The sequence below is a fragment of the Simiaoa sunii genome (genome assembly GCF_014337175.1).
GTDB classification, from domain to species: domain Bacteria; phylum Bacillota; class Clostridia; order Lachnospirales; family Lachnospiraceae; genus Acetatifactor; species Acetatifactor intestinalis.
Genome location: NZ_CP060633.1, coordinates 2,157,020 through 2,174,303 on the forward strand (window position 1 = coordinate 2,157,020; position 17,284 = coordinate 2,174,303).

The following is a 17,284-nucleotide window of genomic DNA, read 5'->3' on the forward strand; positions in this document are numbered from 1 at the left end:
CCTGCCCCCGCAAAAAGGAATACCCCAAATTATTATTTACAGATCCTTTCCTGTCAGCATCTTGTATGCCTGAAGGTATTTGCCGATGGTCTTCTCCACGATCTCCTCCGGCAGTTTCCAGCCCTTTTCAGGATTGGCTTTCAGCCAGTCACGGGCGAACTGTTTGTCAAAGGAAGGCTGGCCATGTCCGGGCTCATAGCCGTCTACCGGCCAGAAACGGGAGCTGTCGGGAGTCAGCACTTCATCTCCCAGTACCATATTGCCGTTCTCATCCAGACCGAATTCGAACTTGGTATCTGCAATGATGATTCCTTTGGTCAATGCGTAATCCGCACACTTTTTATAAATAGCGATGGTATAATCACGAAGCTTGGCAGCATATTCTGCACCCTTTCCGGGGAAACGCTTCTCCAGATATTCCACACTCTGTTCGTAGGAGATGTTCTCATCATGATCTCCGATCTCCGCCTTGGTGGAAGGGGTATAGATGGGCTCAGGAAGCTTATCTGCCTCCTTCAGACCTTCCGGAAGCTTGATGCCGCATACGGTACCGTTCTTCTTGTAGCTTTCCCAGCCGCTTCCGGTAATGTATCCACGAACGATGCACTCGATGGGGAGCATGTTCAGCTTCTTGCACATCATGCTGTTGCCGTCAAACTTCGGCTGTCTGAAAAATTCCGGCATATCCTTAACATCAGCGGATACCATATGATTGGGGATCACATCCTCCGTCATATCAAACCAGAATTTTGACATCTGGGTCAATACAGTTCCTTTCTTCGTTACTGTGTTGTCCAAGATCACATCAAAGCAGCTGATACGGTCAGTTGCCACCATGATCAGGGTATCTCCGTTGTCGTAGATCTCACGAACTTTGCCTTCCTTGATCGGTTTCATTTCCTGTACGCTCATACCATCAGTCCTCGCATTCTTATGTTTTTCAGTCTTTTATTGAAACAGGTGTGGGCAAGATACACCCACACCTAATAGATAAACAGATTTGCGAAAAAAAATCAATATGTTTTTACTGCAACTTACCGATAAATTCCCGAACCCGGACATTTTCCGTTGTAAAAAGTGCTTCGGGAGAACCTTCCTCCACGATCACACCCTGTTCCATGAAAATAATGCGGTCGGATACTTCTCTGGCAAACTGCATTTCATGAGTCACGATGATCATGGTCATATGTTCACTTGCCAGCTGTCTGATCACCTTTAATACTTCTGCCGTCAATTCCGGATCCAGTGCTGAAGTCGGCTCATCGAAGAACAGGATCTTAGGCTGCAGTGCCAGTGCCCTGGCTATGGATACTCTCTGCTGCTGTCCGCCGGACAACTGGTAAGGATAGGCATCTGCCTTATCCGACAGTCCCAACTGTGCTAAAAGCTTCTCCGCCCTCGCCACGGCTTCTGTGCGGCTTACCTTATCCACATGGATCGGCGCATCGATGATATTTTTCATCACCGTATAATGGGGAAAAAGGTTAAAATTCTGGAATACCAGTCCAAAACATTTACGGATATTATGTAATTCCGCCTTCGATGCATATTCGCACTGTACTCTGCCGTTTTTATCCGTTTTCTCTGAAGCTGCCGTCTGCCCTAAATAGATCAGCTCACCGCCGTCCATTTTTTCCAAAAGCGTTGCACAGCGAAGCAGTGTGGACTTCCCGGAACCGGAGGGACCGATGATGGAGACCACCTCTCCCTTTTTCACGGTCAGGGAGATATCCCGTAGCACTCCGTTTCCATCAAAGCTTTTTTTCACATGATTCATTTCTAAGAGGATTTCGCCGTCTGTCTGTTCCATATACGATACTCCTGTCTGTCACCTATCTGTAATAAGATGTCTTCTTCTCCAGGTATTCCATGAAGGATGCTACAACGAGATTAAAGATATAATAGAATACACCTGCCGCCAGCAACGGAACCACACTGGTCTGTGCTGCTCCGATCTGCTTCGCGACTGTAAACATCTCCGCGATGGAAATGGTAAATGCCATAGAAGTATCCTTGACTAATGTGATAGTCTCATTGGTCACCGGCGGAAGCACCCGCTTCACCACCTGCGGCAGAATGATCTTCACGAAAGTCTGTGCCTTACTGTAGCCCAGTACCTGCGCAGCCTCATACTGTCCCACCGGAATAGATTCGATCCCCGCACGGTAGATTTCCGCAAAATATGCTGCATAGTTGATCACGAATGCCACGATCACCGCCGGGAAACGATACCCCGTTCCCACGTGCATGCGGAACACATAAAAGGGTGCGAAATACACCACGATGATCTGCAGCATCAGAGGGGTTCCTCTCATGATGGATATGTAAATTTTAGAAATAATGCGGATCACCTTACATCCCGACATTCTTCCGAAGGCTACGATCAACCCAAGAGGAAGGGAGAATAAAAGGGTCAGTACAAATATTTCCACCGTTATCAGAAAGCCCTCTGCCAGCTGGGCACTCATGGTCAGCAAACTCATGAAATCTACTCCTTAATTATCCTGACTTACATCAATTATCTTTTGTTATTTACCGAGGCAGACACTGTCGGTCAGTCCCCACTTTTCAGCGATCTGTGTGAAAGTACCGTCTGCTGCCATCTCATCGAGGGTCTTCTGCACGGTATTTTTTAACTCATCGTTACCCTTTAAGAAACCAACGGCGTACTGCTCTACTGCCAGCTTGTTGTCCTCGCCCTGCAGCATAACGAACTTCCCTGCTTCTCTCTGGGCAATCTGGTACTGTGCCACACCGATATCGATAGCTACGGCATCTACCGCACCCTGCTCCAGATCCATGAATGCAGTGTTATAATCCGCATACTCGATCAGCTGTGCAAAGGAATCACGAAGTGCAATGTTATCGGTGTTCTCTTCATCATTCAGTGCAGCCAGTGCGGAAGAATCCTTCTGTACCGCTACAACCTTGCCTGCCAGCTCTTCCTTATTCTGTACACCGGAAGCTGCTGCTACGACGAACACCTGGCTGTTATCCACATAGGGCTCGGTCCAGGTGTAGGCATCCTCTCTGCCGTTCATGGTGAACCCGTTCCAGATACAGTCAATAGTTCCGGAAGAAAGCTCCATATCCTTTGCATCCCAATCAATGGGCTGCTTTACCAGTTCCCAGCCCTGTCTCTTGCATACTTCCGCTGCCAGATCCAGGTCAAAGCCTACATATTCTCCATTGTCATCACGATATCCGTAAGGGGGAAATTCCGCATCAAAACCTACGGTAAATGTCTTATCAGATCCTTTAGAACCACAGCCGGTAAGAACACCTGCTGCCATGCTGATCGCCAATAATGCCACTAATACTCTTTTCATAATACATCCTCCCGTTCTGCCACTCACTGTTGGCCGCATTGTATACTTTAGCATGGTAAATTGCTAACACGGTGTCATAGTAACATAACGGGAGGGTCTTGTCAATTCTTTATCGGTCGTAACGCTCCACCATCGAGAGAATTTCCTTTGCATATCTGGGGTATGCTGCTGCTACATCCTTCACTTCGTTCCTGGCGGTCTCCGCCACCTCCTGGTTGTAATCCATCTGTTTGCGGAGCGCCTGTCTTCTCTGAATGAGTTCATGTCGGATTTCCACCATTTCGCGTTTATCCAAAAGAGCTGCCGTCTGACCGATCCAGCGTTCCGGCATCTGTACCCGATAGTTAGACAGCTGTTCCACCAGTTGCTTCTGGTAATATTCGATCTTGGCTTCCGCCTCCGCGAACTGTTTCCGTTCTTCCTTTTCATCCTGGTACATTTTCCACAGCTTTTCCAGTCTGGCTGCACTGTCCGTATTATATTTCAGATACAGATATTCCATCAGCTGACAGTTGTTCACATACCTGATCTTTACTTTGTTCTGCAGCTGGATCAGTTTATTGATGGTCTTCTCCACACGCTGCAATTCCCTGTCACTGTCCATGTATTTGATACACACATAGGAGATTGCCACTGCGCCGGCGCCTACCGCCAGGAAATATCCAACATAAGTATCCATTTCAAATGCAAACTGCAGAACAGCTAGCATGATCACGCACACGATCAATGCCGTCAGGAAGATCACCGCCATTCCCCTCTGATTGTTCATCAGATTCTCCAGTTCATTTCTGCGATATTCATAGGCATGCCGTTCTCCATCCAGTCGATGCAGATCCTGTCGTACCAGATTGCCGTATTTTTCGCCTTCCCGGATCTTCTGAATCCCTTCTTCGATCTCATCTTCTCTTTTACGGATGGCATAATAATCCGCATCTTTCATCCGGTTTTTCTTCTCACGATATTTACTGCGTTCCTGTTCCAGCGCAGATATTTTACCTGCGGTACGGTTGATCTCCCCTCTCTGCTGTGCAGGTAACGCCTCAATCTCTTCCATATCCGTCAGGTACGATGTTACCAGTGTATATTCCCCGGTGAGCAGATCGATCTCCCTGGAAGCTTCCGCTATCTGCTCCAGGCAGTTCACAATGTAACGTTTCCGCTGATCTTCCTCTTCAAAATTTACACCGTTACGTGTATAGACTAACTGTTCCCAGTCATCCTCTTCCACCGGTTCTGTTTTTTTCTTAAAAAAGCGTTTCCACCACGCCATAGTTTTCTCCTGTCCGTTCCAGTCCTGTTATATACTGACACTCGTCCGATAACTGTTTTTCAATGCTGTGATGAGTCTCTCATTTTCCGCATCGTATTTCTGTCTGTCATTTGCGCGCCATTCTCTTCGCAGTTTCAACTGCCGGAATTCCGGCTGCTGTTCCCATTCTCTCCCGAATTGTTCCATACTTTTCTCCAGTTCCAGAGATTCTGTATAGAATTCCGGGTTCCGGGCCGCAAATGCCACATAAGCATCTTCCGAAAGCTCCATGCGTTTTGCCGCAAGATAAGCATCCAGATGGCTTCTGTCCGGATCCGCCTGCCATGCCTCACGAAAATACTCTGCTGCCTTCTCATAAAGCATCAGTCCGGTAAGGGCCACGCCTTTATTATGCAGGATCGCCGCCCTGACTTTTCCGGCCGGGAGCTCTCTTCCTTCTCTCTCCAGATCACTCCAGGTCTCCAATAGCATATCATATCCGCGAATGGCCGCGGCATATTTTCTTTTTTCCACCATATAGTCGATCTGGCTCTTACGTTTCTCCAGGTTGCTGAGTCCGGATCCCTGCTTCAGCACCTGTGCGACTGCCTGCAGCTCTTCGTCCCCATAGATTCCCACATACTGCAGAATCGTCAGTACGAAAGCACTCAGTGACCCCTGTTTATGTACCATGGGGTACAATTGCTTTGCCAGTTCTCTGACCCTGCATTCCTCTCCGATCCAGTCCACCAGTTTATCATTCATGATAGACATATCCAGAAGAAACGCATTTTCCTTCAGGCAATAGCACAGTTCCTCCATGCAATAGACCCGGATCTCCAGTTCTTCTATATTATAGGCTGTCTCACAATATTCACCTACACACAGACTTGCCTTCATTTCCATTCTCATCTCCGTCCATCTTCATCTCCGGTCAGAGTTCGATCTCTTCCTTCCAGATGTGATGTGTTGCAGCACGAAATGTGCCAAATCCCAAATCCTCCAGTTCTACCTTGAGGTGTGTGTCATCCCGCATTTCCACGCTGATCCGCAGGCGGATGATTCCCTCCTGTAATTCTTCCGGTACGATTCTGGCGATCCGGTTCCCCTTGCCGGTCAGGGAAGTGATCAGGATCTCCACAGCTCGTCCCTCCAGCAGATAGAATTCCATGGTATTTTTGGCTTCATACCAGTTGATTCCGGCATCCAGCAATGCCTGATAGGATTCCTCTCCCTGTCTGAGAACCTTCATTCCGATATTGGATTTGAGTTTATCTTTTCCCAGAAACACATGATTTTTACCGGTTTCCCCGGGAGTCAGTCTCTCCATCATGCCATAACAGGCACCCTTGCTGAACAGATTATTGCCCTGGAAAACTCTCCTCCCCCTACACAGATAGCGCAGGGATTCCTTCATCCAGTCCCGGGAAAAAGCTTCACCGATCAGATATACCGAAGATATCATCTGATTTTCACACAGTTTTTTCGCGATCTCCTGCATTTTCTCATCGGATTCCGGTACCGGGAAAGGAAATTCCCTCTCCTCCATATATGCCACTACAGGTGTGGTATGCCGGTTGCATTCCATGCAGTAGGTACGTATGGAAGCATCTCCATATTCGCATAATATCGTCTTATGCCGCCACAGTTCCTCCGGCTGGTACAGATTATAGTAATAAAAGCTCTCCACATGACTTTGGAAGCAGATCTGATCCGTCTTCAGATGAAGTCCCTCTGTGGCTGCTGTCAGCACTTCCAACATCCGATGATCCAATTCTTCGCAGGTGATCATCAGGGCACCGATACGTTCCGTATTTGTCACCTGAGATAAAAGGCCCAGACTTCGTTTCAGGAAAAGCGTCAGCAACGCAACCGGATCAATCGGTGCACCGTCGATCTGCACCGGTTCTCCGTCCCTGGCCAGCTTCAAAAGGTTCTCCACCAGAATTCCTTCTTCCTCCCCGGCATATCGTATTGCTTCACTTCCGTAAAACCACTGGTTGACTCCCTGTCTCTTACTGAGCGCCAGCGGAATGGTATAGACCGAAGATCCCGCTACGGAAGACAATGTTCTGATCTCTTCCTCACTACCCGTAACATAGCAGCTGATCTGCGCATATTTGTTGCCAAGATCATATCCGACGATTACTTTTTCGCTTCCCGGCAGTCGCATCTTCCTTCCGCCTCCTCTCTGTGGTCTGTCTGATCTTACTTCAGAGTGAACAGTCTGTGATCCAGATATTCTCTGCGGTAATATTCCTCCAGAAGATGATCCAGTGTATCATCATCCTGCAGCGTCATACTGATCATCATATCATTGACAATCTCGTATTTACTGTCTGGATTATCATTCATGATATCACTCTTCTGTAAGCTTCCGCTCTCCGTCAGTTGTTCTCCGTTTGCGGATTCTTCCATAATATAATACTGAATATTCTCACCAAAAAAGAGCACAAACTCTTTGAAAAATACTCCACTGTATACTTCCTGCATGTATTCCGACAGATAATCCTCTGCCTGTCCGTTCTCGTGCAGCATCACATAATGAATTCTTGCCCGGACACCGCCTCTGGTATGATACTCCACAATGGTCTTGTCCTTTAGTTCCTGCAGCTCGGGAAGGCAGTCCTTATATTCCCGGAAAAAGTTCAGATGAATATGCTCTTTCATCATTTCCTGCAGGAAGTCCCGGATCAGCAGCTCATCTTCTCTCTCCAGCCTGTCTCTGTTCTCCGCATAGAATTTCAGATATGCCAGTTTACAGATTCTCTGTGTCTCTTCCCCCCGCAGATAGCAATTACGGATTTCATGAAAAATGTATTCCTCCGTCAGTTTTTCTCTGCAGAAGTAATCATAAGAGCTCTGGATCAGAACCGCCTCTTCGATCTCCTGTCCGGCTCCCTGAGATACGTAATAGCGGAAAATATCCAGCCGTTCTCCCACAAATGCACCGGAAAACAACATCTGTACCAGAATTTTCTCACTGAGTTCATAGCAGTCTACTTCAAAAGATCTGGCTGCTTTCCAGATATCACGCAGCTCTTTCGTCGTTCCCTGTACATAATGAGACAGATACTCCAAAACATTTCCGTTGTATTTTCCTCTGCGAAAAACAGACAATGCCGCCGCATATAAGGCAGGTTCTCCGTCATGTACGGACTGTGAGATCAGCGCATCCGTCAGGCGCAGCAATATTTTGGCTTCCGCAAAATACGGTGTATACCGTTCGATCCACTGATATGCCTTCTCATAATTCCCCCGCAGTATCAGGAAACGCAGTACGGTCTCCCTCTGTTCCACCGTCAGCTGTTCTCCATCAAACTCCTGCAGATATTCGTCCAATGCCTGCACATCATCGGCATCAAAATAAGCCTGCGCCAGCTCTACCGCTATTTTATGCCGCAGCTTCGGCTCCACGGCATCGGATGCCGCAAGTCTTGCCATACGCATTAACTTTGCGGAAGGCATAGCTTCTTCTCCTCTGTCATTTTGTGCAAAATACAGATCCAGTTCCACAGTATCCGGCACATAATGTTCCAACAGCCGCAGATATTTTCCGGGCACCAAAAGCTTCTCCAGCGTGTATTCCACATTTTTCAGGAATCTGTTCCCATAGGCATCCTCAAATGCAATGGTATAATCATTTCCGTAGATTGCTACCCATGAGATACCGTTCTGCAGTAAAGTCTCCGTCATTTTCAGGTTGCCCGGCTGACCGACGATCACCTTGCGTATTCTGTTATCTTCCACCCGTACCAGATGTGCAAAAAGAAGACGGGAAAGGGGCTTTGCCATTGTCTCCGTCACAATCGCGGGTGTCAGGAATCCCTGATACAGCACCGCCAGATGTCTGTTAATGTGCTGTTTCTGAATCTGATCGATGACAAAACGTTCGATACGCGGTTCGTAATGTTCATACAATTCTTCGTATTCCGCCCTGTGTTTCAACAGATACGCATATAAAAAGGCACTGTGTTCGTAATCCAGATTGTTCTGGAACGAGAAATACATCAATATTACCTTCGGCAGTTCCGTTACGGAATCCATATCTATCGAGGCCATATAATATTCATACAGATTGGTGATCCGCAGATGGCTTTCCACACCCTTCTCATACCAGCCAAAAGCATCCGTACCGGTCTTGCCTCCTTTGATCAACAGACTGCAGATTTCCTGCAGGATACGTACATCTTCTTTTTTCCCATATACTTTTTTCAGAATTCTGCACAAAAGCGGCGAATATTCCCGCACTCTGCCTGACAGATACAGAAGCTGTTCTAACAGGCTGTCACTGATTGCCTCCTGTCTGGCGCCAAAATGCAGCACCTGCAGTTCAAATCCGTTCAGTTTCCGCAACAATGCAGGATTGCTGTTCAGAAGTGCCAGTGCCTCCAGATAGATGACCGGACTGGTACATCCATACTGATATTGCTTCTCCAGGAACAACCATTTTCCGGAAGCAGACCGGTTATACTCTTCCGACAGATACAAAAGCAGCCACGCCACCCGCCATCTGGTCCTGTCATAGCGATAGATCTGCTCCACCTGTTCCGCCATCTGCCTGGTATACTGGGGATCTCTGTGGATCAGTGTCGTCAGATACAGATAATATGCCCACAGATCCCCGCCGGCAGCTTTCTGTTCCTCCAGCATATCCGCTGCATGATCCAGGATCCAGCCGGCTTCATTGTATCTCTCTTCGGTGATCAGAAGTTGTGCCTGAAACAGTCTGGCCGATGCATCCCGTTCATCCATAGTCACCATACGTTCCACCAATTTGCCGGTCTCTGCCAGCCAGGTACCTGTTCCGATCTTACGTAATCTGAAATCCTCATAATATTTCATGATCTGTGCTCTGCACTGCATATGACTGTGGTCCGCATGCCGCACCGCCGTCATATCCCCCAGCTGTACCGTCACCGGGATCTCCAGCGACGTATAAGCATTGTATATATAGATCCTGCCGAAATTTTTACCGGGCCTGCATATACTGCTGTCGATATAGACCGGGAGTCTGCACCGGTTTCCCAGAAAATCGTCATCACTTAATGTTTCTTTTTCTGTGAAGACAAACTCTCCCTCACATTCGATCTGTAAATCGGTATATCCCCAGCCGTTTCTGACAATATTCAGGCTGTTCTCCGTCACCCCGTAATTACCTTCCGCTCTGGAAAGCTTTTTCACCAGTTCCTTTTCCTCTATCAGAAACTCTATCTGCTGCTTTTTATTGATACAGATCAGAAATTCCTCCACGTTCTGCTCATTGCCCTCATAGGCGGACAGCATGCGATAGCAGCCATAAAAATGTTCATCATTCCCCTGGAACAGACGCCGGAAATCCGGATCATAGAATAACCGTACCGCTTCCGCCCAGTTACTTTTCGCCAGATTAGCAAAATGAAACAGATTCCTTATGGTACCGATGGAAGAATTCAATACGCCATGCTCCACGGTCACCACGAAAGGCAGATTGTATTCTCCCCTGTTGCTGACTACAGAAAAAGAGCCCTTCACCACATCCCCTTCCTCCAGATTCTCTCCATGGAAGCAATAAAAAATTTCTGCATCGGAGCCGGTAAACTGGTCTGTTATGCATTCCATCAGCAGATGGTCCGATATTACAGATCCTTTTACATAGCCTTCCGATGCAGAAAGGATGTGAAAAGAGCCTTCGTACGCTGTTCCCTGAGACAGGGAAATCTCTATTTTAGAGCAGGAGAATTCCAAAGAACCATTCTCATAATCGAAGTTTCCTCCTAAAATTCTATCAAGTATCTCCTGCATGTACCTTCACCCGTTCCCTGTTGTCAATTTGGATTTATTATACCAAATTTCGTACGTAAGGGCAAGGTGCCATACCTGTTAGTCCAGGTTTAATTTTTTATTCATAATGTAATAAGATACTCCGTACATGATCGCTGCCAGGAGCAGGCTGGTGATCACATTAATATCATAGACCGAATTGGCACTCACCGAGATTCCACTCTGACTGCTCATGACATTTGTACCAAACATGAAAGCACTCTGTACCGTGCTGCCGATGATGGAAGACAGGATCGTCACTCCCGCATAGGCCAGGATTCCCATGAACCCTTTATGTTTAGAAGACAGCTGACCGATCGTCAGGGCTCCGAACAGAGTGACCATAGTAATGAAAGGTCCTACTACATAGGTTAAGAGCAGCGTGATCCCATAATGCAGCAGATTGATTCCCATCTCGTCTTCATATGCTCTGCCAATCTCATAAAAAGCATCCGTCAGGAATTCCCAGATATTCCCATTATATTGTGTCATTACACTACTCAGTTCACCAACATTTAAAAGTCCTGTCATCAAAGACACGACCAGTGCCATCACTGAGATACCAATGCCTATCGTAAGGAACAGATACCAGGCACCGGAGACCAGTACCTTGCTTAAGAACAGTTGGTTTGCCGTCACCGGCAGAGTATGGGACAGATAGCCTTCATCCGTATACATGCTGCGGTAAAAACGGATTCCCAAAAAGATCAGCATGCCCCAGGTAGACGCCAACAGCATGATCACATACAGGATCAGTGTTGCCACAAAGGAAGAGACTACAAACCAGCTCTGTGCCGCATTTATATCATTGCCGTCCGCAATCTCCGCTACCAGCCCTCCCGGCATGCGTAATACCACGCAGCCGATCACGGTGACTACAAACATTCCCAGAAGCATCAGTGTACCTGCTCTCCAGATATTTTTCCATTCATATTTCATCAACTTTCCTAACATGCGAATACCTCCCTGAAGTAAGCATCTACAGACTTACCCTTCTCTTCTCTGATATTGTCAACGGATGTATATAACACCAATTGACCGTAGCGCATGAAGATCACTTCATCCAGCACCTGCTCCACATCCTCGATCAGGTGAGTGGAGATCAACACGGTAGCTTCCGGATTGTAGTTGTTGATGATGGTGCGCAGGATGTAATCTCTCGCTGCCGGATCCACACCGGCAATCGGCTCATCGAGAATATACAGGCTGGCATTCCGGCTCATCACCAGGATCAGCTGTACCTTTTCTTTTGTACCTTTGGATAAGGTCCGCATCTTCACCGTGGGGTCGATTCCAAGGCTTTTTAACATTTCTTCTGCACGTTCCCTGGAAAAGTCCGCATAAAAGTCCTGAAAATAATCCAGGATCTCCCGGATCGTCTGATTCATAGTCAGGTATGTGCGGTCCGGGAGATAGGCCACCTTACTCTTAGTCGCCGGTCCCACGTTATTGCCATCGATCAGAATAGTTCCTTCCGTCGGTGTCAGCAGACCGTTCAGTATTTTGATCAGGGTCGTCTTACCACTTCCGTTGGGTCCCAGCAGACCAATGATCTTCCCCTTGGGAAGACTTACGGTCAGATGATTCACGGCCACATTGGTGCCGTATTTCTTGGTTAAGTTCACGATTTCCACCAAATTATTCATTTATTTTCCGCCTCTCTTGATTATTTACCGGAATCCCCGGTCTCTCAGGACTGCATTTTAGCCAAGAGCTCTCTGATCTCCCCGGTGTCATACCCCAGCTCCTGCATATTGTCTATAAAGTTCCTCATATGACCAGCTGCCAGCTTCTCCCTCGTATTGGAGATCAGTTCCGTATTCTCCGTAACCGTTCTGCCGCTGGTCCTCTGCGTCATGATCAGACCACTCCGCTCCAGTTCCGCAAATGCCTTCTGCATCGTGTTCGGATTCACCGCTGCCACCGCCGCCAGATCACGGACGCTGGGGAGCTTCTCTCCCGGCTGATATTTTCCGGATACGATTTCCCGCTGGATCCGTTCTACCAGTTGCGCATAGATTGGCCTGTCAGCATCTAATTCCCACGCCATTCCTATCATCCTTTCTTAATAATTTTCATTTCGTTTTTACTTTTTCATATCTATTGTTTTGTTGTATTATTTGTATAATACAATAGTACGACATTCTTTGCATCCTGTCAAGAGGATTTTCTTTTATAACAGTCTGGGAAAATTGCTTTCAAAAAACAGGAACTCCCGGTCGGAAGCAGTATCTGCCTCCAGCCGGGAGTTCTTGAATTTACCGATATTGAAACAATGAACAGATCATTTCCAGATTGCTGTCAGGACATGTTCTCCTGTCATTTGGACAACGGTATCTGCGGTGATCGTCTGTCCGCTGTATTCCCAGCCGGCAAAGATGCTTCCTTCTTTGACCGGTTCCGGAAGTGTGCCATAGGTCTCACCGAAAGTCACCTGCTTGGATTCCGTGACCGCACCGTCTGCATCCGTGCCACCGTCATAGTCAAATTTCACTGTGAACTGTGCCGGTATCCAATGCGCGGTCAATGTCATATCGCCCGTAACTTTTTCCGACTGGAAATACCATAACACCGTCTCGCCTTCCTTTTCCGTATACCATCCGTCAAAGGTGTATCCGGGCTTGTAAGGTGTCTCCGGCTCCGTAATGAACTCGCCGTAGCGGATCTTCTGTGCGGGCACTTCGCTTCCGCCATCCGTATCGTACATAATGTTGAATCCACCGCGTACCGCGAAGAAAATGATCATTCCCACGATCACCACGATCAAAACACCGATCAGGCCGTCCAAAATGCGGATGGGGACATCCTTGCTTCCGTAGATACCGCGGCCGAACCATTTTCCCTTCGGGCGGACCGCCTCCTGCGTCTGTCCCGCCATTTCTGACGATGCGGTGACCTCTGCTGCCTTTTCTTCTGTATTCTCTGCTGTCACTTGTTCCTGATTCATAATCTTTCCTTTTCCTAATCTGACATAAGCAATTTCTTCATGCTCATATTATTTTACTCCCCACATAGAAAACATCCTTTGCCTGCAAGCAGTCACGGATGTTTTCTATGGGTGAGTCTTATGTCATTACTTTCTTACCAGATACTTTCTCATATCGATCGCACAGGCAACCAGAATGATAAGTCCCTTGATCACATACTGCATGTTCATGTTGATGGACAGGAAGTTCAGTGCTACGAAGATGATTCTTAAGAGGAATACACCCAGTACAACACCGCTGATCTTACCGGTACCACCTACAAAGGATACACCACCGATAACGCAGGCTGCAATAGCATCACACTCATAGTTCAGACCGGTGTTGGCGGTATTGGAACCGATACGGGAGGACTCGATGAAACCGGTCAGACCGTACATAGCACCTGCCAGAGTATGCACCAGAATGGTAGTACGCATTACGTTAACACCGGATACCTTCGCTGCTTCCGGATTGGAACCGACTGCGAACATATTCTTACCGAAGGTTGTCTTGTTCCAGATGAACCACATAATGATAACAATGACAGCTGCCAGCCATACATAGTTGGGAATGGCGATTCTTGCTCCGCCGGCATTAAAGGATACTACGCTTCCTTTTACCACATCATTGAAATGCTGATCCAGACCGGACAGAGGCTGGCCGTTATTGCCGTTGATCATGATATACATTAACAGTAAACCATATACGATCAGCTGGGTAGCCAGAGTTACGATGAAGGGATGTAACTGGAACTTCGCCACGAAGAATCCATTGACCCATCCTACGATACCACCGACCAACAGTACGATCAGGATCACCAGAGGGATCGGAAGTACCGGAAGGTTCGGGAACATCTTGGTCGCATAGGTTACGGACTGCATCAGGGATGCGGTAATACATGCGGTAAGTCCTACCACACGTCCTGCGGACAGGTCAGTACCGGTCAATACGATACATCCCGCAATACCACAGGCAATGGGAAGGTTCGCTGCGGACAGGCTGATAATGTTGACAATGGAAGCCGCCGACAGGAAATTGGAGTTCTGGATGTAAGTGTAAATAATTGCTACGATCAGCAGGATGTACAACGCATTGTTCAGTAAAAACTCTTTCCAATAAGTTTTCTTGTCCTTGCTGTCCAGCTTCTTATAATCTGCAAAATTTTGCTTTACGCCGTTAATTTTATTTTGAATTGCTTTGCCGGGATTCATACGCATATCCTCCTATACATATTTTGCAGCAAGAGACATGATCTCTTCCTGTGTCGTATTTTTGGCATCTACTTCTCCTGCCAGTCTGCCGCCGCTCATGACAAGTATTCTGTCACACACACCCAGCAGCTCCGGCATCTCCGAAGATACCATCAGGACAACTTTGCCCTTGTTCGCCAGATCGATGATCAGCTGGTAGATCTCATATTTTGCACCTACGTCGATACCTCTGGTAGGTTCATCCAGCATCAGCACCTCAGGCTCTGTGAGAAGCCATCTGCCGAGGATAACCTTCTGCTGGTTACCACCGGACAATGACCGGATCTTCGTCTTCTGAGAAGGTGTCTTGATGTGCATGGCATCAATAGCCCATGCGGTGTCCTTCTCCATGGATTTATCACTCAGATAAAATCCTGCTCTCTTATGCTTCTTCAGACTGGAGATCACCGTATTCTCCCGGATATTCAGGATACCGAAAATACCGGTAGCACGACGTTCCTCTGTCAGAAGTGCAAAGCCGTTTTTAATGGATTCTCTGGCATTGCGGTTCTTCACTTCTTTGCCGTCTAATTTGATCAGACCGTCTTTCCTGGTAGCAACGCCGAAGATATTCTCCAGAGTCTCCGTTCTGCCGCTTCCGTCCAGTCCGGCCAGACCCACGATCTCACCCTTTCTGGCCTTAAAGGACACATCCTGCAACAGAGAATACCTTGCAGTCAGATGCTCCACTTCCAATGCCACTTCTCCGGGTTTGTTCGTCTTGGGAGGGAACTGATTGGTCAGCTCACGTCCTACCATGAGTCTGATGATCTTATCTGTGGTCAATTCTTCAGCAGGCTCCGTTGCGATCCAGGTACCGTCACGCATGACGGTTACTTCATCTGCGATCCTAAGGATCTCTGCCATTTTGTGGGAGATATAAATAATACCGCATCCTCTGTCACGAAGCATGTTGATGATCTTAAACAGATGCTCCACTTCTTCTTCCGTCAGGGATGAAGTAGGTTCGTCGAATACAATGATCTTACTGTTATAGGATACCGCCTTGGCGATCTCAACCATCTGCCTTTGTGATACCGGCATCGTACTCATAATTCTCTTGGGGTCTACTGCGATCCCCAGTTCTTCAAAAATCTTATTGGTGTCTTCCAGCATTTTATGCTCGTTGACCATAATACCTGCTGTCATGGGATAACGGCCCAGCCAGATATTATCCATGACATTTCTCTTCAGTGCCTGGTTCAGTTCCTGATGAACCATGGCCACTCCGTTATTCAATGCTTCTCTGGAATTTTTGAAATTAACTTCCTTGCCTTCCAGTTCAATCTTTCCTGCATCCTTACTGTAGATACCGAACAGACACTTCATCAAGGTGGATTTACCGGCGCCATTCTCTCCCATCAGCGCGTGTACCGTTCCCTTTTTTACGGTCAGGGATACATGATCCAGTGCCTTTACGCCGGGGAATTCCTTGCATATGTCTGTCATCTGAAGCAATACTTCCTGTCCCATACGCATCCTCCTATACATAAAGAGCAGCTGCTGCCCGATGCAGCAGCCGCTCTTTTTATTTACTTGTTATTCAGATCATTCTCCGGTATAAGTAGCGTAAGGGATGTAAATCTTGTTGCTAACCTTCTCAGAGATATTGAAGCTGTCGGTATCTGCCATCAGCTCCTTACCGGACTGGATATTCTTAGCCAGGTAAGCAATACCGTTTGCCATACCTTCTGCATCCTGCTTGATGGTACCGGTCATCTTGCCATCTGCGATCAGCTGCTTAGCTGCGTCAGTTGCGTCAACACCGAATACAGGAATGGTGGTGCAGCTGCCGTCGCCTAAGTTGTAGCCCTTGTCATTCAGAGCGGAGATAACGCCTTCAGCCATACCGTCGTTGTTGCAGATTACCAGCTCGATCATGTTACCAGCGGACTCATTGTACTGAGACAGGTTGGTAGTCATGTAGTTGTTAGCTGCGGTTGCGGACCAGTTACCGTCCTGGTCAACCTGGTACTTATCAGTATTGGATGCATCGAAGTACTCCAGAGCGGGCTTGCCTGCTGCGGTGATCACTGCGTCTGCATCTTCTACGCCGTACTGGGTACGATAGATTGCTTCTACGTTACCTAACTGACCCATGAACATTGCGTAGCTGATCTTGCCGTCGCCGTTTAAGTCGATAGCATCAAAGTTATCTACTACGTACTGGCCTACCATCTTACCCTGCATATGACCTGCTTCGGGAGCATCGGTTCCTACGAATGCACACTTGTCATAGCTGCCTAATACCTTACCTTCATCCTCATCGGACTCAACCGCACGGTTGAAGAAGATAACAGGGATTCCTGCTGCGCTTGCCTTGTCAACGATAGCCTGGGAAGCGTCTACGGAACCGGATGTAACGATGTTAACGATCAGAAGGTTGGTACCCTGTGCAATAGCGGTATCGATCTGTTCGTTCTGGGTGGTCTGGTTACTGTTGCCGTCGTAATTCTGGAACTTGATACCTGCTTCGGTAAGTGCGCTGTCCAGTGCGGTACGTACGCTGGAGATGTAAGTATCACTGTAAGTATAATAGAATACACCTACGTTCAGCTCTCCGCCGTTCTTTCCGCCGTCTTTTCCGCACGCTACGAGGCTGAGCATCATAATGCCGACCAACAGTAGTGACATGATCTTTTTCATACAAAAATACCTCCTTGTTTTGATGAAATTGTATGTGTTTCA

15 protein-coding genes are annotated in these 17,284 nt (G+C 47.6%); all 15 read right to left on the reverse strand.

Annotation, left to right across the window (positions count from 1 at the left end; all coding sequences use genetic code 11):
- Window positions 1-36: 36 nt before the first annotated feature.
- On the reverse strand, window positions 37-897 hold the full coding sequence (locus H9Q77_RS09945; protein ID WP_456299965.1) for a phosphoribosylaminoimidazolesuccinocarboxamide synthase: 861 nt from the start codon (window positions 895-897) through the stop codon (window positions 37-39).
- Between the two features lie 127 nt (window positions 898-1,024).
- Window positions 1,025-1,810 carry an amino acid ABC transporter ATP-binding protein gene (locus H9Q77_RS09950; protein WP_118546707.1) on the reverse strand — a complete coding sequence of 262 codons (786 nt, stop codon included), beginning with the start codon at window positions 1,808-1,810 and terminating at the stop codon, window positions 1,025-1,027.
- Between the two features lie 22 nt (window positions 1,811-1,832).
- Complete coding sequence (locus H9Q77_RS09955) at window positions 1,833-2,483, reverse strand: amino acid ABC transporter permease (RefSeq protein WP_022152964.1); 651 nt, start codon at window positions 2,481-2,483, stop codon at window positions 1,833-1,835.
- Between the two features lie 45 nt (window positions 2,484-2,528).
- Window positions 2,529-3,329 (reverse strand): amino acid ABC transporter substrate-binding protein, encoded by an 801-nt coding sequence (locus H9Q77_RS09960; RefSeq protein ID WP_249325376.1) that lies wholly within the window; start codon window positions 3,327-3,329, stop codon window positions 2,529-2,531.
- Window positions 3,330-3,438: 109 nt separating this feature from the next.
- A complete protein-coding gene (locus H9Q77_RS09965; protein ID WP_118692246.1) occupies window positions 3,439-4,599 on the reverse strand; it encodes a hypothetical protein in 1,161 nt (386 codons plus the stop codon).
- Window positions 4,600-4,626: 27 nt separating this feature from the next.
- Window positions 4,627-5,484, reverse strand: a complete 858-nt coding sequence (locus H9Q77_RS09970; protein ID WP_249325377.1) for a hypothetical protein — start codon at window positions 5,482-5,484, stop codon at window positions 4,627-4,629.
- A 28-nt stretch (window positions 5,485-5,512) separates the two neighbouring features.
- Entirely contained in the window at window positions 5,513-6,751 is a 1,239-nt protein-coding gene (locus H9Q77_RS09975; RefSeq protein WP_249325379.1) for a DUF5716 family protein, read from the reverse strand.
- Window positions 6,752-6,786: 35 nt separating this feature from the next.
- Window positions 6,787-10,362 (reverse strand): DUF5717 family protein, encoded by a 3,576-nt coding sequence (locus H9Q77_RS09980; RefSeq protein ID WP_249325380.1) that lies wholly within the window; start codon window positions 10,360-10,362, stop codon window positions 6,787-6,789.
- Between the two features lie 78 nt (window positions 10,363-10,440).
- A complete protein-coding gene (locus H9Q77_RS09985; RefSeq protein ID WP_022152958.1) occupies window positions 10,441-11,334 on the reverse strand; it encodes a hypothetical protein in 894 nt (297 codons plus the stop codon).
- Window positions 11,328-12,026, reverse strand: coding sequence for an ABC transporter ATP-binding protein (locus H9Q77_RS09990; RefSeq protein ID WP_022152957.1), 699 nt, complete (start codon window positions 12,024-12,026; stop codon window positions 11,328-11,330). Before H9Q77_RS09990 ends, H9Q77_RS09985 begins: the two co-directional genes overlap by 7 nt.
- Window positions 12,027-12,070: 44 nt before the next feature.
- Complete coding sequence (locus H9Q77_RS09995) at window positions 12,071-12,430, reverse strand: GntR family transcriptional regulator (protein ID WP_249325382.1); 360 nt, start codon at window positions 12,428-12,430, stop codon at window positions 12,071-12,073.
- Window positions 12,431-12,664: 234 nt separating this feature from the next.
- Window positions 12,665-13,327 carry an InlB B-repeat-containing protein gene (locus H9Q77_RS10000; protein ID WP_154496343.1) on the reverse strand — a complete coding sequence of 221 codons (663 nt, stop codon included), beginning with the start codon at window positions 13,325-13,327 and terminating at the stop codon, window positions 12,665-12,667.
- Window positions 13,328-13,453: 126 nt separating this feature from the next.
- Window positions 13,454-14,557 (reverse strand): galactose/methyl galactoside ABC transporter permease MglC, encoded by a 1,104-nt coding sequence (locus tag H9Q77_RS10005; RefSeq protein ID WP_022152954.1) that lies wholly within the window; start codon window positions 14,555-14,557, stop codon window positions 13,454-13,456.
- A 12-nt stretch (window positions 14,558-14,569) separates the two neighbouring features.
- Entirely contained in the window at window positions 14,570-16,069 is a 1,500-nt protein-coding gene (locus H9Q77_RS10010) for a sugar ABC transporter ATP-binding protein (protein ID WP_022152953.1), read from the reverse strand.
- Window positions 16,070-16,144: 75 nt separating this feature from the next.
- Window positions 16,145-17,242, reverse strand: a complete 1,098-nt coding sequence (locus H9Q77_RS10015; protein WP_249325384.1) for a galactose ABC transporter substrate-binding protein — start codon at window positions 17,240-17,242, stop codon at window positions 16,145-16,147.
- Window positions 17,243-17,284: the final 42 nt, after the last annotated feature.